Annotated in this window: 17 protein-coding genes, 1 other RNA gene and 1 pseudogene; 2 read left to right on the top strand and 17 right to left on the bottom strand. The window is 29.0% G+C overall.

What is annotated here, in order from left to right:
- Positions 1–5: 5 nt before the first annotated feature.
- The 13 genes from truB to ssrA all read right to left on the bottom strand — a co-directional run bounded on the left by truB (position 6) and on the right by ssrA (position 10336).
- The gene (gene truB / locus AXE85_RS03425; protein WP_062173142.1) at positions 6–929 is read right to left on the bottom strand and encodes a tRNA pseudouridine(55) synthase TruB; all 924 of its coding nucleotides are present in this window, start codon (positions 927–929) and stop codon (positions 6–8) included.
- The gene (locus tag AXE85_RS03420) at positions 929–1378 is read right to left on the bottom strand and encodes a Fur family transcriptional regulator (protein ID WP_062173141.1); all 450 of its coding nucleotides are present in this window, start codon (positions 1376–1378) and stop codon (positions 929–931) included. The genes truB and AXE85_RS03420 overlap by 1 nt, the downstream gene beginning before the upstream one ends.
- A gap of 12 nt (positions 1379–1390) precedes the next feature.
- Positions 1391–2275: a deoxyribonuclease IV gene (locus AXE85_RS03415; protein ID WP_062173140.1), complete on the bottom strand. Its 885-nt coding sequence runs from the start codon at positions 2273–2275 to the stop codon at positions 1391–1393.
- Positions 2275–3606 (bottom strand): DEAD/DEAH box helicase, encoded by a 1332-nt coding sequence (locus tag AXE85_RS03410; protein ID WP_062173139.1) that lies wholly within the window; start codon positions 3604–3606, stop codon positions 2275–2277. Before AXE85_RS03410 ends, AXE85_RS03415 begins: the two co-directional genes overlap by 1 nt.
- 356 nt (positions 3607–3962) lie before the next feature.
- The gene (gene deoC / locus AXE85_RS03405; protein ID WP_062173138.1) at positions 3963–4601 is read right to left on the bottom strand and encodes a deoxyribose-phosphate aldolase; all 639 of its coding nucleotides are present in this window, start codon (positions 4599–4601) and stop codon (positions 3963–3965) included.
- A gap of 24 nt (positions 4602–4625) precedes the next feature.
- Positions 4626–5915: a thymidine phosphorylase gene (locus AXE85_RS03400; protein ID WP_062173137.1), complete on the bottom strand. Its 1290-nt coding sequence runs from the start codon at positions 5913–5915 to the stop codon at positions 4626–4628.
- A 17-nt stretch (positions 5916–5932) separates the two neighbouring features.
- Positions 5933–6481, bottom strand: coding sequence for a hypothetical protein (locus tag AXE85_RS03395; RefSeq protein ID WP_062173136.1), 549 nt, complete (start codon positions 6479–6481; stop codon positions 5933–5935).
- 19 nt (positions 6482–6500) lie between these two features.
- Positions 6501–6830: a hypothetical protein gene (locus tag AXE85_RS03390; RefSeq protein ID WP_062173135.1), complete on the bottom strand. Its 330-nt coding sequence runs from the start codon at positions 6828–6830 to the stop codon at positions 6501–6503.
- Between the two features lie 2 nt (positions 6831–6832).
- Positions 6833–7318 (bottom strand): hypothetical protein, encoded by a 486-nt coding sequence (locus tag AXE85_RS03385; protein WP_062173134.1) that lies wholly within the window; start codon positions 7316–7318, stop codon positions 6833–6835.
- Positions 7319–7342: 24 nt separating this feature from the next.
- Positions 7343–8332 (bottom strand): flotillin-like protein FloA, encoded by a 990-nt coding sequence (gene floA, locus AXE85_RS03380; RefSeq protein WP_062173133.1) that lies wholly within the window; start codon positions 8330–8332, stop codon positions 7343–7345.
- Positions 8333–8357: 25 nt separating this feature from the next.
- On the bottom strand, positions 8358–8984 hold the full coding sequence (locus AXE85_RS03375; RefSeq protein ID WP_062173132.1) for an NfeD family protein: 627 nt from the start codon (positions 8982–8984) through the stop codon (positions 8358–8360).
- 5 nt (positions 8985–8989) lie between these two features.
- On the bottom strand, positions 8990–9709 hold the full coding sequence (locus AXE85_RS03370; protein ID WP_062173131.1) for an MBL fold metallo-hydrolase: 720 nt from the start codon (positions 9707–9709) through the stop codon (positions 8990–8992).
- A 268-nt stretch (positions 9710–9977) separates the two neighbouring features.
- Positions 9978–10336, bottom strand: a transfer-messenger RNA (tmRNA) gene (gene ssrA, locus AXE85_RS03365).
- A gap of 97 nt (positions 10337–10433) precedes the next feature.
- Here ssrA and AXE85_RS03360 point away from each other — a divergent pair.
- Positions 10434–11681: a replication-associated recombination protein A gene (locus AXE85_RS03360; RefSeq protein ID WP_062173130.1), complete on the top strand. Its 1248-nt coding sequence runs from the start codon at positions 10434–10436 to the stop codon at positions 11679–11681.
- 46 nt (positions 11682–11727) lie between these two features.
- A pseudogene (locus AXE85_RS03355) lies at positions 11728–12024 on the top strand (TfoX/Sxy family protein).
- 99 nt (positions 12025–12123) lie between these two features.
- On the opposite strand, the gene murB reads toward AXE85_RS03355, so the two are convergent.
- From murB to mfd, 4 genes are all read right to left on the bottom strand, one after another.
- Positions 12124–13023 (bottom strand): UDP-N-acetylmuramate dehydrogenase, encoded by a 900-nt coding sequence (gene murB, locus AXE85_RS03350; RefSeq protein WP_062173129.1) that lies wholly within the window; start codon positions 13021–13023, stop codon positions 12124–12126.
- Positions 13007–13537: a GrpB family protein gene (locus tag AXE85_RS03345; RefSeq protein ID WP_062173128.1), complete on the bottom strand. Its 531-nt coding sequence runs from the start codon at positions 13535–13537 to the stop codon at positions 13007–13009. The genes murB and AXE85_RS03345 overlap by 17 nt, the downstream gene beginning before the upstream one ends.
- A 219-nt stretch (positions 13538–13756) precedes the next feature.
- Positions 13757–14323 carry a DNA-3-methyladenine glycosylase I gene (locus tag AXE85_RS03340; RefSeq protein WP_062173127.1) on the bottom strand — a complete coding sequence of 189 codons (567 nt, stop codon included), beginning with the start codon at positions 14321–14323 and terminating at the stop codon, positions 13757–13759.
- On the bottom strand, positions 14313–17873 hold the full coding sequence (mfd, locus tag AXE85_RS03335; RefSeq protein WP_062173126.1) for a transcription-repair coupling factor: 3561 nt from the start codon (positions 17871–17873) through the stop codon (positions 14313–14315). Before mfd ends, AXE85_RS03340 begins: the two co-directional genes overlap by 11 nt.
- Between the last annotated feature and the right edge of the window lie 215 nt (positions 17874–18088).

Below are 18088 nucleotides of genomic sequence, written 5' to 3'. Positions count from 1 at the left end.
CTTAACTACTCTATTATCTTCGGAAATATCGTTTTTACCGATAACAATTCATCTTCACTATGTTTTAAATAGTATACCGCTATCGCTTCTTTGTTATAAGTAAATACCACAGACGTTGAAAAATCATAATCGGGGAATTGCTCTTTTCTAAAACGCAAGCCATTCATTACTTGCTTAGCACGACACATCGGAAGTTCTAAAAATTGATATTCTTCCAATGCATATTCTTTTGGTAATAAATATTTTATTAAATTCCCTTCTTTTATTGCAAGTTCTACTTCTGATAATTTTAAACAATCATCAACACCTATTTTCCCACTCCGTGTCCTTGTTAATTTACTCATTGTACTAGGAATATTTAATAACGCACCGATTTGTGTTGCTATCGTTCTTATATACGTTCCTTTTCCACAACTAATATCAAGTGAAAAATAATATCGTCCATCTTTGTAATACTCACTGCCATCTATAAAATCAATATTGAAAATATTTACCGTTCGGCTTGGTATTTTTACATCAAATTTCCCAATTCGTGCATATTCATATAGTTTCTTTCCTTTGACCTTGACGGCTGAATATATAGGTGGTATTTGCTCTATTTTGCCAACCATAGTCATAAGTTTTTCCTTAATGTCCGCTATATTTACATCGGTTACCTTCTGCTCTTTTACAATTTCACCGGTTAAATCTTCCGTTGTTGTTTGTACTCCTAAACAAATTTCCGCACGGTAACTTTTACCTAAATTCATAGCATAATCACTAACCTTAGTTGCACCGCCTAATAGTAATAAAAGAACTCCATCCACTTCAGGATCTAATGTACCGGCATGACCTATCTTTTTCATCTGCAATATTTTTCTTGCTTTAAAAACCACATCATGGCTTGTCATTCCACGCTCCTTATAGATTGGTAGGATACCATTGTACATTATTTATTCTCCTTTTTTTCAAGGCACTTAGGACACAAGCCGTAAATCTCAAACTTATGACCGTCAATTCTATATCCTTCTAACTCAGGAACTTTTAAATCTGCACAAACATTAATATGAACTGTCTTCGCCTTACCACAATTTAAACAGATATGATGATGGTGATGATGATCAACATTTAAACAACCTATTTTAAAATATTTTTCACCTTTTATTTCTGTTGCTTCTAAAATACCTAACTCTTCATACGTGCTTAAATTTCTATAAATAGTATCAAAACTTAACCCGGGGTATTCTTTTCCTACTGTTTCAGAAACATATCTTGCATTAATATACCTATCTTCACTAACGAACAATTCTACCATTGCCCTACGCTTATCGGTATATTTATACCCTTTTTCTTTTAAATACTTCATTATCTCATCGACTTTTTCTTCTACCGTACTCATAGTCCTTCTCCTCTATGTTTCTTTTTTAAAATCTATATCGAATATTCCACGACGCAACATATCAATTTCATATTTATAAGGAGCAAACTCCTTATTTTCACCATACCACGGAGTTTCTAAAATTTTTGGAATATGCTTAAATTCACTAAGATGAACAATACGATTAATCGCATCAAATCCAATCCCGCCATATCCTATATTCTCATGTCTATCTTTATGAGCCCCTAAAGAATTTTTACTATCATTAATGTGTAATACTTGGATACGCTCAAGCCCTACTATCTTATCAAACTGTGTTAAAACCTCATCAAGATTATTTACAATATCATACCCGCCTTCAAAAACATGACAGGTATCAAATGTAACAGTCAATCTATCATTTAACACCACGCCGTCAATAATTTGAGCAATTTCTTCAAAACTTCGTCCACACTCACTACCTTTACCAGCCATTATCTCAAGTGAAATATTTGGTACCATATCTTCAGTAAGTACCTCGTTTAATCCCTTAATGATACTTTTAATCCCCTTATCTTCACCGGCTTTTACGTGAGAACCGGGATGTAAAACAATATTCTTTGCCCCAATTTTTTCAGTACGCTCTATCTCCAGGCGTAAAAAATCTATCGCAAGTTTATAAATTTCCGGTTTTATTGTATTTGCCAAATTGATGATATACGGTGCATGAACAACAATATCACTAATATTATACTCTTTCATCAAATTTTTCGCCTCAGAAATACGAAGTTCTTCTATAGGTTTTCTTTTTGTATTTTGCGGTGCACCTGTATAAATCATAAATGTATCACTACCATAACTTGCAGCTTCTTTTACAGAACCAAGCATCATTTCTTTACCCGACATTGATACGTGTGACCCTATTTTTAAACTATTCATCAATTACCTCTATTTGTCCTATTCATTCTTTTCGCAAATTTTCTGCGTTCTTTTTGTTTTAATTTATCCATTTTATATTTATATTTTTTCTTATAACCCGGTTTTACTTTCTTTGATACTTTTACTTTTGATTTTAATTTTTCCGTTAAATTATGATCAGCTACTATTTTCTTTCTACTCTGACGTTTGTTTCTATCCTTTGTTTCAATAAATTGTCCGTTTTTAATATCTACATGATTAAATTTTATACCACGATTTTCTAATATTTGCAGTTTTTCTTCATCCTTACTGTTATAAATCGTAATACATTCTCCACTCAACCCTGCACGACCGGTTCTACCTGCTCTGTGAATAAAAAAGTCTAAATCATTAGGAATATTAAAATTAATAACATGACTAATTCCTTCGATATCAATACCTCGGCTCATTAAATCACTAGCAACTACATAAGTAAAATCTAAATTATTAATTCTGCGTTGCATTTGCTTTCTCTCACGTGGTGTTAAATCACCATGCAACACACCAACATTAAGTCCTTGTTTAATTAAATAATTACTAATTTCCTCTACTTCTGTTTTTTTATTGGCAAAAATCAAAGCTAAATATGGATTGAGCACCGTTGTTATTTCATACAATTTCTCAAAACGTGTAGAACTTTTTTCTGGTACTAGTATATAGTTTATTTTCCCAAATTTTGCATTATCCACATCAATATGTTGTGCATTGTTTAAATATTTTTTTAAAAAATAACTCATTTGTGTTGGGATAGTTGCAGAAAAAACTAGAAATTGACAATTTGTTGCTGCACGTTTAGATAATTTATCTATATCTTCCATAAAACCTAAATCAATCATCATATCACATTCATCAATAACCAACGTTTCTACTTCTTTTATCGATAAAGCACTGGCTCTATCCAATTCTAAAACCCTTGTCGGTGTTCCGATAATAATATGCGGTGCATTCGATACACGCTCTATATCACGGTTTAAATCTTGACCCCCGATACACAAAGTAATTTTTATTTCTTTTTCACTAAATGTTGCAATATGCACTGCCATTTCATATAACTGGCGTGATAACTCACGTGTCGGTGCCAAGATAATACTCTGTGTTTTCTTCCTATCTAAATCCAGCTTACTAAAAATCGGCAATAAAAATGAATGACTTTTTCCACTACCTGTTTGTGACCTTGCCACAATATTTTTTTCTTTCAACACCGGAGAAAATACTCTCTCCTGAATTTTTGTCGGATTTTTAAATCCTAAATCAATTATCGCCTTATTTACAAAGTCTTTAAATCCATATTGTTCAAATGATTTTGATAACATTATATCTCCTTTATACTATCAACACTTACTATCCACTCAATACTACTACATATAATAACTATTTTATTTATAATAAACCATTTTTTATTATACTATAAATGCTTATTTTTAGCCATTAAAATTATTTTTTATTAATGTTATATTAAAAATATATTTATTATATATTATGCTTTGATATAATAATTTATCTTTTTTTATAAACATTATAATAAAAAATTACACTGAATTTATTTTTACAATTTAGTTTTCAAAATAATTTTAAAATTAATAATAAAAAACTAAGTAACGTAATGTTGCTTAGTTTTTTCTCATGTTACGTATTTAACACAGAACCATCAAAATAGCTCTTTTTTAAATTATTTTATTATTTCTATTCCTGAACTTGTTCCTAATCTTTCCGCTCCAAGTTCTATGTATTTTTCCGCAGTTTGTTTATCCTTCACTCCACCGCTTGCTTTTACCTTAGCTTTATTACCGACAACATCTTTCATAAGTTTAACATCTTCAAATGTTGCACCGCCGGTACCGAAACCTGTTGAAGTTTTCACGAAATCAGCTTTAGCATCTAATGATAATTCACACGCTTTTATTTTTTCTTCATTTGATAAATAACAAGTTTCTATAATTACCTTTAAAATATTTTCTCCTATAGCATCTTTTATTTGTTTGATTTCGTTTTTTACATAATCATATTTACCATCTTTTAATTTTGCTACATTAATTACCATATCAATTTCCGATGCTCCTTGTTCAATTGCATCTTTAGCTTCAAAAACTTTTGCTTTTGTTGACATCGCCCCTAGAGGAAAACCTACCACAGCTGCTACTTTTACATCACTACCTTGTAACATTTTTTTTGCATCATTAACATAGCAACCATTAACACAAACACTATAAAACTTATGTTTTTTCGCTTCTTCACAAAGTTTTTTTATATCATTCTCTCCTGCTGTTGCTTTTAAAATTGTGTGATCTATGTATTTATTTAATTCCATATATACCTCTCTATTCTATTATTTCTAATATATTATTAATTTTTTTGGTTTTTCTTTTTTAATTATATAAGATTTTAATACCATATTTTTACTATTTAAAATATTTTCATCATTATTGTAATAAATTTTAGCAAGAACTTCTCCTTTTCTCACAAAATCTCCTACTTTTTTGTTTAGTTTTATACCGACAGCATGATCTATAATATCATCTTTTGTAGCACGTCCCGCTCCAATTACCATAGCCGCTTTTCCTATTTCTTCAGCTTTAATTTTGGAAACATAACCTTCTTTATCCGAAGTAATTATCAAGGTTTCATTCGGTATAGGGAGTAAAGAATAGTTATTTATTATCTCTCCATTTCCTCCGCTTAATTGTATAAATTCTTTCAATGCGTTTAGAGCTTTTCCACTTTCAATCACTTTATCAATTTTTTTAGAGGCTTCATCAAAAGTTTTTACCTCCCCTTTGTATTTTAAAGCAAGGTAAACTATCTCGTAAACAATTTCTTTAAGATCTGTTGCCCAATTTCCTTTTAATGCTTCTATTCCCTCTATTATCTCACTAGCATTACCAATATTAAAACCTAACGGTTCATCCATATTTGTAAGAACCGCTATTGTTTTTCTGCCTACAACATTTCCTATTTCAACCATTCTTCGTGATAATTCTCGTGCCTCTTCTATTGTCTTCATAAAAGCACCATCTCCAACCTTAACATCTAAAATTATAAGATTGGATTGAATAGCTAATTTTTTACTCATAATGCTACTGGCTATAAGCGGTATACTATCTACCGTTGCAGTCACATCACGTAAAGCATATATCTTTTTATCCAACGGAACTATTTTATCACTATAACCCATTAATCCTATTCCCGTTTTACCGGCAATATCCATTAATTCTTCTTTTGTTGTACTAAATTCAAAATTTTTTATTGATTCAAATTTATCAATAGTTCCACCTGTATGTCCTAACCCTTTTCCGGATAATTTTGTAGTAGCCATTCCCAGTGCTGATAAAATGGGGCCTAAAACAACAGTTACCTTATCTCCGACACCACCGGTAGAATGTTTATCCACCAGATAAGAATTAAGGTTATCAAAGAAAATTGTATCTCCGGAATCTCTCATTGTAATAGTAAAATGGGCAAGCTCATCAGTTGTCATATTATTAAAATAAACCGCCATTAAAAATGAACTTATTTGGTAATCAGGAACTGTTCCATTCAAATATCCATGTAACAATGTTTCAATTTCCGATTTAGACAATTCATGATTTTTCTTCTTTTTATCAATAATGTCAACAATACGCATAAAATTCTCCTCTTTATTTAATAGTCTTTACAATAAAAATTCTTCAAATTATACTTCTCTTTTTCTATGTAAATATTATCTGATATTTCAATAATTTGCAATGATTTTCTTTCTTTTAATATTAGTGATAATTCTAAATAACTTTTTTTGCTGTATATTAACTTATCACGTATATTATATACTTTATAACCCAATAATATTAAAGTATAAGATTTAAATTTGAATTTTAATGTTGTTAGTAAGAAAAACACTATCGCAAGAATTATTAACTTTATATTTATATTCATTTTATCATGAATAATTAAAAAAGTTAATATGATACTAAGAATTAAATAAATATAATCAATTTTTTTTACAGATATTATCTCCTTTTGAGAACAGACAAAAACGTTTGTCGGCTCTTCTAATCCTTGTTTTATAATACCAATAAAACATAATATTAATAAAATAATTATCAAAACTACATTTTCAATATCCTGTTTAATAAATGAATAAATAAGTAAAAAAAAATAAAGAGGTATAAATGAACAGATACAATAACTTAAATAGTTATAAACTCTTTTCATAGATTATACCTCCTGATACTTAGCGTTTACTCTTAGGTTTAGACAAAATCTCCGAGAAAATTATATCATTTATAATTTTTTCTTTATCCATAATGCTTGAATTTGATAAAATTTCTTTTTCTTTATCAACTATAACTCTATTTTGTCTTTGAATAGTTCTATTATAATTCATACTATCCTTTTCATCAATAGTAATATCGCTTTTTATTAAATTTTTTTTATTTTGTCTTTGTCCTTTAACTTTACTTTTTGAGACTTTTTTACGTTCGGTCTTCTTATTTTCTTTTTTAAAACTATTAATAGTTAAACCAATCACAAATATTATAATAGAAATAATTACAGAATTCATAACTAAACTCTTTTCCTTGTATTTTTTCTATTCAAATATTCTTTTGCTATAAGTCCTCTTACAATATTTTCTTTAGAATAGACCAGCTTTTTAGAATATACTTCTTTGGATAACCGAGTATTATTTATCGGCTCGAACAAAGTCTTTTTAGTTTCATTATGTTTTTTATTATAATATTGTTCATATTTATTTAAAGTTCTCTGTTGTTGTAAAGTTTTTCTTTTTATAGTAGCAACTTCTTTTTTAGGCTCTCTATTTGTATTAGGTAAATTCTGCCTACTCAGTGATTTTTGAGCATCATATCCACTTCTAATCTTTTTAATTTCTTCAATTGTTTTCAGAGCAAATTCTCTGGCTCTATCAAGTTCAATCTGTTTAGAATTATTTAAACGTTTTTTATATTTTTTACTATCTGATAAAAATACGGCAGCAAAAATAATTAATATAACAATAAATATTATAGGTACAGCGAAGAGTACAAATGTCATACTACTACCCCCTCTGTTTCTTTATTATTTATTTTCTGTTGCTTCCGGTTGTGACATTCGTTTTATTGAATCTCTCATTCCGGTATCAGCCTCTAGGTTTTTATAATTCATGTAATCCATAACCCCAAGATTACCTTCTTGGAACGCTTTTGCCATTGCAAGCGGTAATTCCGCCTCTGCTTCAACCACTTTAGCACGCATTTCTTGAATTCTTGCTTTCATTTCTTGTTCAGCCGCTACCGCCATAGCACGACGTTGCTCTGCTTTTGCTTGGGCAATATTCTTATCTGCAATCGCTTGTTCTGTTTGAAGATTTGCACCTATATTTTGACCGATGTCAACATCAAGAATATCAATCGATAAGATTTCAAATGCAGTCCCCGCATCAAGGCCTTTATCAAGAATTGTTTTAGAAATTCTATCCGGATTTTCCAAAACAACAGTATGTGACTCGGAAGAACCAATGGTAGAAACTATACCTTCACCTACACGGGCAATAACCGTTTCCTCTCCTGCTCCCCCTACTAAGCGTTCTATATTAGCACGAACGGTAATTCTAGCTTTTGCTTTTACCTCAATACCGTTAATCGCGACACCTGCAATATATGGTGTTTCAATAACCTTAGGATTAACACTCATTTGAACAGCTTGGAGTACATCACGTCCTGCAAGGTCAATCGCAGCACAACGTTCAAACGTTAAACTAACAATATTGGCACGATGAGCAGCTATAAGGGCATTAATTACCCTATCGACATTCCCTCCTGCTAAGTAATGACTTTCCAATTGATTAATAGTCACATCAAGCCCGGCTTTATGTGCTTTAATCATCGGATTGATAACACGACTTGGAATAACACGTCTTAGACGCATTCCTACCAATGTAAAAATGCTAACTTTTACACCGGCCGCTATAGCACTAATCCACAATCCCAACGGAAAAAATGTAAAAAATATTGATAATACAATAAGTACTATAACTAAAATTATACCTGTAAAAATTAATTCCGGCATAATACGCCCTCCTTATATTATAAAATTATTTTTTTCTCACTACGATACGCATACCTTCAACATGCGTAACTTCAATAATATCACCTTTTTTAATAAAATCTCCATCGGTAACCACATCAAACTTTTCATCATTCAATACAGCTGTCCCGGCAGGTCTTAAGTCAGTATATGCTACTAAACTTTTTCCAAGTAATTCCGCTCTGCTTTCCATAGCTACATAACCGTCTTTTGTTGTAATAGCATCCTTTAATACTAACGCATTTAAAAATACTAACTTTTTGTTCAATATATGTCTATTAAATATGTACAAACCAATAAATAATATTATCGCTATAACCATAATAAATGTAACGCTATAAGTAGCGTTGTTGATATAAATTATCGCACTTATCAAAGTTATAATTCCTATCGTTCCTATTATTCCGCCCGGAACAAACATTTCTAAAACAACAAGAGCTATTCCACTTAAAAACATCACTAAAACAAATATATTTATATCTGTATTATATGAATGTAAAGCTATATAAACTGCCAAACTAAGAATAGATATTATTCCATAAAGATTAAATTTCTTTGAAAATAATTGTTGACAAAATGTAAGTGACATTAATATTAAAAGGATCCAATCAAGATACAAATACATATTTTCCATTTTGATTACCTCAGCTTATCATATTCTTTTTCTAAATAATCCAACAGTGCTTTTCTTGAAAAAATATTTCCATGCCCCGGTATAGCAAACTCAAAATCTAAACCTTGAATTTTGTCAATGTAATTTCTTAATTTTTCTTTATTATAACTCATAGGTTTTGTGTAATAATTTTTGGCATGACTATCACCTAAAAATAAAACTTTTTCACCAGGAACATAAACAATAAAAGCATCATTAGAATGAGAATTATCACTATATAAACAAGTGATTTTATCATTTCCGATATTAATAATAATATCACCGGATTTTGGAATATCAGGTATCCTTATTTTTACTTGACAATTTTCATATACTTTTTCAAAAACATCTGCACTATATCTTATTTCCGCTCCGTTTTTCACCCTTTTTTCAATGCTGGCAATATCCCAACTAAGTTTTGATAGCTCTATAAGAGCTTCTTTAGCCTTAGTTGTTGCAATAACCGGCATATCCAAATAACTTGCACCGAAACTATGATCCCAATGATGATGAGTTAATATTACGTAACTTGGCATTGGTAAATTTTCTTTTTTTAAATCATTTAAAAATTCTTTCACCTGCTTTGGACCGTTTCCTGCATCTATCATCACGGAAAAGTTATCTCCTCTTATATAGCCAAGTGCAGGTTCTAAATACATATACCTTTGTTTCGAGTAATATATTCTATCTGAAAATTTTATTAACATACCTGTTTACTTCCTTGAAATGATAACCTTATTATAGCATAATTTATTTTTCTAGTAAACATTTTCAAATTTACACAAACTGTATTAATCTAACGTATTGTCTATTTATATAAATTTTACACTTAAAATCCTAATAATATTATAACTAACATAAATAATATCCGACAATAACTTATAATATAAAGTTAAAAGATAAAAAGAGAGCGACTCAAAAATCGTGATTTCATTAAAAATTGATTTTTTCGAGTCGCTCCGTATAATTTTTTAGATATGGAGATGGCGGGATTTGAACCCGCGTCCAAAAACACCTCCCCTTAGTTTCTACATGTTTAGTTTATCTATTGAATTTAATTTTCTACATAAGCCGATAAACAGGCAATAGAAAACGAGTTTGATTTATCTCTTAATAAACTTTACAAACGGAAAAGTATATTCGTAGACTGCTATTTAATGAACCGATTAACATTGCCGCAGTCGAACAAAGTAACCAGCCTTTAGCCTATTAAGCTGCTAAAGCGTAATTTGTTTTTTCGCCAGTTATATTTAACTGAGTGTGTTGTTAAAGAAGTCAACCCTCCTACATGCCGCCAAGAAGACCAGTATCCCTGTCGAATCCTAAACATCCCCTAACTGATGCTATTATTCTATCATAATTTTTAAAATATGTAAAACTTTATTAATTTTTATGCTATAATTATCTTAACTATTTATTTGGAGGTTTCTTATGCAAACATTAATAAATAAACTACGCCCCCAAAAAATTAATGACATAATAGGTCAGAGTCATCTTATTGGGGAAAATAAAGTTCTCACTAAAATAGTTGACAGCAAAAAGATGTTCTCTTTTATCTTATACGGCCCACCCGGAACCGGGAAGACATCTATCGCTTCTGCTCTAGCAAACGAACTTGACTATAAATTCAAAATACTTAATGCTGTGAATTGCACAAAAAAAGATTTGACAACCGTTATTGAAGAATCAAAACGTTTTAAAAAAGTTATTTTGCTATTAGATGAATTTCATAGACTTACCAAACCGATGCAAGATATACTCTTACCGGAAATTGAGTATGACAATATTTATGTTATTGGTTGTACCACCAATAACCCTTATCATACTGTTAATCCTGCAATTCGCTCCCGTCTAATTATTTTTGAATTAAATCCGATTTCTGAAGAAAATATTTATAATCATTTAAAAAAAATATCAGCAGATAGAGAATTATTTTCTAAAAATCTTAATATAGATGATAATGTTTTTAGAACTATCTCACTTAATTCCGCCGGAGATTTACGATTTTCTTTAAATGTATTAGAAATACTATATAATCTGTCTGATGAAAACTCTCATATAACTAAAGAAGATCTTTTAAATCTTTCTTTGGGACATAATACCCATTATGACGCTGACGGAGATAGTTTTTATGATATAATAAGTGCCTTTCAAAAATCAATTCGTGGTAGTGATGTTCAAGCATCTCTATATTACTTAGCCTTATTAATCGATAGCGGTGACTTAGATACTATTTATCGTAGAATGACCGTTATCGCTTATGAAGATGTTGGGCTTGCCAATCCTAATATCGGTGCATTTGTTCACTCTGCTATAGAAAGTGCAAAAATGCTTGGGCTTCCTGAAGCACGTATTCCTCTTGCCAATGCTGTTATTCAATTAGCACTGTCAATAAAATCAAATAGTGCTATCACAGCAATTGATAATGCACTAACAGAAATTAAAAATAATCCAAAATTTGTTATTCCTACACACTTAAAAGATAATCACTACAGCGGAGCTGAAAAGTTAGGTCATGGCGTAGGATACAAATATCCACACAACTCTCCTAATGGATATATTAAACAGCAATACTTACCTGATAACTTAGTAGGTGCAGAATTTTATTCTCCAAAATTAAATAATAAAAATGAACAAAATCTGGCACAATATAAAAAATTTGTAGATAATTCCAAATAAAAAATTAGAAAGTTGAGATAATAATACAGCTTCCGGCAAAAAATATTTGAATTTTATTTTAGAACAGTTATCATCACTGGAAAATATAAAATATCGTGAAATGATGGGTGAGTATATTTTGTATTACAAAGATAAAATTGTTGGCGGAATATATGATGACAGATTGCTCGTTAAACCCATAAAATCGGCTATAAATTATATGGAAAATTAAAATATAAATTACCATATGCTAATGGAAAAAATGATATTAGTAGATAACGTAGATAATAAAGAATATTTATCAGGATTGTTTGATGTTATGTTTTATGAATTACCCGCTCCGAGAAACAAAAATAAAGGATAAAATCTATATCAAATAAAATTAATAAAACATAACTTCACTTTGTATTCAACTGCATTACAAAAAGAGTTAGTCATTTTAAAAAAGGACTAACTCTTTTACCTATTCTCCTAAAATTTTCACTTCACATTCCAATTTAACACCGGAATTTTTTAGAACTTCTTCTTGAACTTTTTTTATTAAATTTTTATAATCTTCACAAGTTGCATTACCGATATTCACCATAAAACCTGCATGTTTTTTAGACACTTGTGCCCCGCCGACAGTTACCCCCTGTAAATTTGCATCTTGAATTAACTTCCCTGCAAAGTAACCAACCGGTCTCTTAAATACTGAACCGCATGAAGGATATTCGAGCGGTTGTTTTTCACCTCTTAACTTATTCAATTCATCAACTTTGGCGATTATATCATCTTTATTACCTTTAGTCATTTTAAAATATACTTTTGAAATAATTTCTTTTGTTTCTTGAATAGTAGAATGTCGATAACTAAAATTCATTTCATTATTTGAATAAACTTTTTTATTACCGTTTCTATCAAAAACTTCTACCTTTAAAACAACATCTTTCATTTCACCACCATAGGCTCCCGCATTCATAAATATTGCGCCTCCTATGCTACCGGGTATTCCACACGAAAATTCTAAATTTGTCAATGAGTTTTTTATACAAAAATCTGTAAGTTCTTTTAAAGTTACACCAGCATAACATGATATTATATCATTATGTAGCTCTATAGCAGTCATTTCACTAGTTATAACGACTATACCTTTTATTCCGTTATCAGAAATAAGAACATTAGAACCGTTTCCAAGAACAGTTAACTCTACTTTATTTTTGTTACTGAAGCGAATAACATTTTGAAAGTCTTTCTCACTTTTTACTTTTACAAGTATTTGAGCATTTCCTCCGGTTTTTGTAAAGCTATACTTCCTTAAAGGTTCATTTTCCAATACTTCACTATCACTTAATAATTTTCTTAATTTATCTACTTCTATCATCTACTCTAACCTTCTTTAAAATTTCACCAATAAATTTTGCTTTTTCATTTGAATACTCTTTAAATGATAATTCTAAACATCTTTTCTTAAAGTCATTATACTCTACTTTTATATTATCATAAGAAAGTAATTCTATACTTTTCAAAAAATCGTTATAAATATTCGTATTTCTTTGAACGACATATAAAACAACATCGTAATTCATACTAAAATAATCAGTAAGACGTGCATATTTTATAACACCCTTGATGCTATTGTGAGCTATTCTATGATAATTTATATTATTTAATCTCTTTTCATCAAAAGTTGTTATTTCATGTAAATTTTCTACTATGACCAAAATATCGACAATATTTTCTCCTAATACATTTGTCATACTGGTTGCTCCGATATGTTTAAACTCACAGCTAGGCATTTTGGGAATTGCTTTTATTTTTTTTATTTCAGCATAAAACAATTCCTTGTATTGTTTCCCATTACTTATATTTTCAATTCGTACAATTCTTTTGTTCATTAAAATTTATCCAATCACCTATTTCAAATACTTATCCATTATACTTTCTTATTTCGATAATGTAAAGTTAAAAAGTATTAATAAATATCTAATAACTAAATAAAATAATCAGTATATGTGGATAAACAGTAAATTAGCAATAAATATTTTAAATGGAAAATTGTACCTAATTTTTACTTATATGTTTAACTTTTTCTAAAATTAATTCTAATTTGCTTTCTAATTTTTACTGCATTCTTTATAACAAAAACACTCTCCAGTATGATCATTTAACATTCCTATAGCCTGCATAAAACTGTAAATAATCGTACTTCCGACAAAAGTAAAACCACGTTTTTTCATATCTCTACTAATCTTATCCGATAAATCACTGGTGCTCGGCACTTCACTACTATTGTTAAAATTATTTTGTATTGTTTTATAATCTGAAAATTTCCAAATATAATTATCAAAAGTTCCAAATTCTTTTTGTATTTCTAAAAATGCTCTAGCATTTTTTCTAACACTGTAAATTTTTAATTTATTTCTAATTATACTTTCATCCTGACGTAAATTTTCTAAATATTCATCTGAGTAATTTGCACAAATCTTATAATCAAAGTTATTAAAAGCACGTTTAAAATTTTCTCGTTTTTTTAAAATTAATGACCAGCTAAGGCCTGCTTGCATTCCTTCTAACACCAAATATTCAAAAAATTCTCTTTCATTATGTGTAGGTCTACACCATTCATTATCATGATATAAAATATCTAATTCATTCTTCGCCCATAAACATCTATTTTTCATCTTCTTTTTCCTTTATTAAATTATCATTTACTATTCTTAGCAGCTTTGTAAGACGTCTAATATTATAATTATCTTTTTTATCAACTTCTAAATAGAAACCATCTTTTGCAACAATTTTAACATCTCTATATACGTTTAATGCCGTAAATAACTCCTTACCGTTCAAACTATTAAAAATATCTTTATTAAAGGTAATCACTACCTTATTAGCGAGCTCTTTTATACTTTCTACATAAGTATCTTTAGCTATTATACGAAGATAACATATATCAATAAGATTTTCCACTTCACTTCCGAAATCTGAAAATCTATCAATTAAATCTTCTACCACTACTTCTATTTCTTCAAATGTTTTTGCATTGTTTAATCGTTTATAAAAATCAATTTTATCTCCGTCACTATTAATATATTCTTTAGGAATAAAAGCATCAACGTTTAATTTTATTTCTACATTATCCTTTTCTACTTCAAATATATCTGTTTTAATTTTTGGAGCTGTTTCTTTTATAATATTTTCATAGTATGCAATATCTTGATTTTTATCTCGGGATAAAATCGGTTCTAATATTTCTTTTTTCAACATAAGTTCCTGCTCCAGCATTTGCGAGTATAGTGTATAACCTACCGAATCAATAAAGCCGTGTTGCCGTCCCCCCAGTACATCTCCGGCACCTCTGATCGATAAGTCTTGCATAGCTATTTTAAAACCGCTACCTAATGTTGTAAAGTTTTTTATCGCTGATAACCGTTTTTCTGAAGATTCTGTTAAGGATTTAAAAGGTTTGTACATTAAATAAGCATATGCTTCTCGTGTACTTCTTCCTACTCGTCCACGCAATTGATATAGTTGACTTAACCCAAATTTGTCCGCATCTTCTACTATTAAAGTATTAACATTCGGAATATCAATACCTGTTTCTATTATAGTAGTTGTTATTAAAACATCGTATTTTTTATCGATAACATCTGCCATTATATTTTCCAATTCTTTTTGACTCATTCTTCCATGTGCAAAAGCGATATTTACATCCGGAAGCATTTCTTTTAGTTCAAGATATTTTTCATCAATAGTTTCTACCCTATTATAAACGTAAAAAATTTGACCTCCTCGTGCCACTTCATTCAAAATCGCCTCTTTTATTATCATTTTATTTTCAGCTGCAACAAAAGTTTGAATGGGCTGACGTTCTCTCGGAGGTGTTTCTATTACCGACAAATCCCTTATTCCTATTAAGCTCGTATGTAATGTCCTTGGTATAGGGGTTGCACTTAGAGTTAGTACATCAACCGTATTTTTCAAATATTTTATTTTTTCCTTATGTTTTACGCCAAAACGTTGTTCTTCGTCTATTATTAATAACCCTAAATCACGATACTTAAATTTATCGTTAAGAAGTTTATGCGTGCCTATTATAATATCAATCTGCCCCTCTTCAAGTCTTTTAACAATTCGGGTTATATCTTTGATTGTATTAAACCTACTTACAACTTCAATATTAATTGGAAAGTTTTCAAATCTTGTAACAAAATTTTCATAATGTTGCTCAGCCAACAAAGTTGTCGGAACTAAAATAGCAACTTGCTTATTGTCCATAACCGCTTTAAACGCTGTCCGCATAGCAACTTCCGTCTTCCCAAATCCAACATCACCACACAAAAGTCTATCCATAGGACGCTCTTTTTCCATATCCCGTTTTATTTCTTCCGTTGCTTTTATTTGATCGTCAGTCGGAATAAAATTAAAATCAGCCTCAAACTCACCTTGTTCAATGCTATCTAAACTAAAAGCATAACCTTTATTTAATTCTCGTTTAATATATAATTTTATTAAATCTTCTGAAATATCTTCAATTTCTTTTTTAACTTTTGACTTAACTTGTTGCCATTTTTTAGTACCAAGTTTATTTAATGCCGGCTTTCTATTATCAGTAGAGGCTGTATATTTCTGGATATAATTCATATTATGAATATCAACATAAATTATATCTCCACCATCATAAATTATTTTTAAAAAATCTTTGTACACGCCACCGACTTCAACATTTTCTATACCTTTATATAATCCTATCCCATGACTTACATGAACAATATAATCCCCAATATTTAATTCTTGGTAATTTCTTATTTTTTCAGAATTTTTATATTTGAAATTGATTCTACGTTTTTTCTTACCTTCTTTTACAAAAAGTTCATAAGGTGTAAGTAATAATATTTTATCTTTACTATCTTCAAAACCTTTCAGATTAAATTTATTTATATCTACAAATATCTTACCTTCTTTTATTCCATAGTAAATATCATCATAAAAGTGATTATCAAAAAGTATTTTTTCTATATAATTTTTTTGTTTTTGATTATTCAAAGAAATAATAACCTTATATTTATTATTTAATTTTTCTCTAATTTCTTTAACTAAAAACTCTTCATTTGCGTAATAAGTCAAATCTATAACATCTAAATTATAATTTTTTTCAATTATTTTATCACTTAACTTTAAATTTGACAGATAATACTTCGTTGTATTAATATTTAATAATTTTTCGAAAGCAATATTATCAATAATATCTTGAAAAATATAATTTCTATTCATCTCCGATAAATTTACCAAAAAATATTCTTTAAGATTTTCTTGTTTTTCTACTATTTTATTATAATTATCAAAGAAAATTATACTATCCTCGGGTAGGTAATCTATTACACTGTATGTTTTATCATAAATTAAATTTGAAAAATTTTCTAATTCACTAAAATCATTTGTTGCCTGATATAGCTCTATCTTTTGATTAAGGTACTCACTAATTTCTTTATAATTTTCTTTTTTATGTAAAACTTTGTCGTCCAATTTTTTCACTATATTATTAATAACCATATTTTTTTCTCTGTTGGTTAAAAAGAAATCGCTAGTTGGATAAATATAGGTTTTTTCCTGCTTTTTTAATGATTTTTGCGTAACAATATCAAACTCTCTTATACTGTCTAATTCATCATCAAAAAAATCTAACCTGATTGGATTATTACTTAACGGACTAAATACATCAACAATACTCCCACGTTTAGAAAATTCTCCGACTACATCAACGCTATTAACTCGATTATATCCCATATTAACTAATCTTTTTTGAAGATCTTCAAAAGAAATAACGGTATTAAGTGTAATTTCAAAACTATTATTTTTAAAATCCTCCGGTTTTTTTATAGTTCTATATATTGCTTCTATCGGAATAATAATAATGCTGGGAATATTATTTACAAGATTTTCCAACACTTGTATTGAATTTTGAATCAAATCATTACTTTTAGTTACAAAACGTTTTAGCACATCAATTTCCGGATATAAATAAGTTTCTTCTTCGAACTCACTTATTAATGAAAAAATTTCTTCTGCTTCCGCTTTCCCTTGAGTGAATACTATGGTCATCTTTTTGTTTTTTTCAAATTCATTAAAAATTTGTAATGCTTTTGTAGTAATATTATGACCATAAATTCCTATATTTTTATAACGTTTATCAAAATTTAAATCTACAATTTCAAATAAATTTTTAAGTAACATTTCATCCTCCTTTTTACAAAAATTTTTACACGGCAAATAGGGTGTGGATCTAAAATCGTAACTTTATAGAAATCAATCTATAGATCTACCCCTACATAATATTTTAAACATAACATATATAAATATTTTATAGTAAGAAAGTTTTATACAAATTATTTGAAAAATGAAACACTTTAACACTAAAATAATTAACAGTTCTTCATTATATATAAAAT

It is taken from the genome of Gemella sp. oral taxon 928 (genome assembly GCF_001553915.1).
Lineage (GTDB): Bacteria > Bacillota > Bacilli > Staphylococcales > Gemellaceae > Gemella > Gemella massiliensis.
Note: the sequence above shows the minus strand (reverse complement) of the source record. Positions and strands in the feature narration are given on the sequence as shown.

Coding starts and splice junctions, on each gene's coding strand:
- truB (WP_062173142.1), bottom strand. CDS start 929: ATGTACAATGGTATCCTACCAATCTATAAGGAGCGTGGAATGACAAGC.
- AXE85_RS03420 (WP_062173141.1), bottom strand. CDS start 1,378: ATGAGTACGGTAGAAGAAAAAGTCGATGAGATAATGAAGTATTTAAAA.
- AXE85_RS03415 (WP_062173140.1), bottom strand. CDS start 2,275: ATGAATAGTTTAAAAATAGGGTCACACGTATCAATGTCGGGTAAAGAA.
- AXE85_RS03410 (WP_062173139.1), bottom strand. CDS start 3,606: ATGTTATCAAAATCATTTGAACAATATGGATTTAAAGACTTTGTAAAT.
- deoC (WP_062173138.1), bottom strand. CDS start 4,601: ATGGAATTAAATAAATACATAGATCACACAATTTTAAAAGCAACAGCA.
- AXE85_RS03400 (WP_062173137.1), bottom strand. CDS start 5,915: ATGCGTATTGTTGACATTATTGATAAAAAGAAGAAAAATCATGAATTG.
- AXE85_RS03395 (WP_062173136.1), bottom strand. CDS start 6,481: ATGAAAAGAGTTTATAACTATTTAAGTTATTGTATCTGTTCATTTATA.
- AXE85_RS03390 (WP_062173135.1), bottom strand. CDS start 6,830: ATGAATTCTGTAATTATTTCTATTATAATATTTGTGATTGGTTTAACT.
- AXE85_RS03385 (WP_062173134.1), bottom strand. CDS start 7,318: ATGACATTTGTACTCTTCGCTGTACCTATAATATTTATTGTTATATTA.
- floA (WP_062173133.1), bottom strand. CDS start 8,332: ATGCCGGAATTAATTTTTACAGGTATAATTTTAGTTATAGTACTTATT.
- AXE85_RS03375 (WP_062173132.1), bottom strand. CDS start 8,984: ATGGAAAATATGTATTTGTATCTTGATTGGATCCTTTTAATATTAATG.
- AXE85_RS03370 (WP_062173131.1), bottom strand. CDS start 9,709: ATGTTAATAAAATTTTCAGATAGAATATATTACTCGAAACAAAGGTAT.
- AXE85_RS03360 (WP_062173130.1), top strand. CDS start 10,434: ATGCAAACATTAATAAATAAACTACGCCCCCAAAAAATTAATGACATA.
- murB (WP_062173129.1), bottom strand. CDS start 13,023: ATGATAGAAGTAGATAAATTAAGAAAATTATTAAGTGATAGTGAAGTA.
- AXE85_RS03345 (WP_062173128.1), bottom strand. CDS start 13,537: ATGAACAAAAGAATTGTACGAATTGAAAATATAAGTAATGGGAAACAA.
- AXE85_RS03340 (WP_062173127.1), bottom strand. CDS start 14,323: ATGAAAAATAGATGTTTATGGGCGAAGAATGAATTAGATATTTTATAT.
- mfd (WP_062173126.1), bottom strand. CDS start 17,873: ATGTTACTTAAAAATTTATTTGAAATTGTAGATTTAAATTTTGATAAA.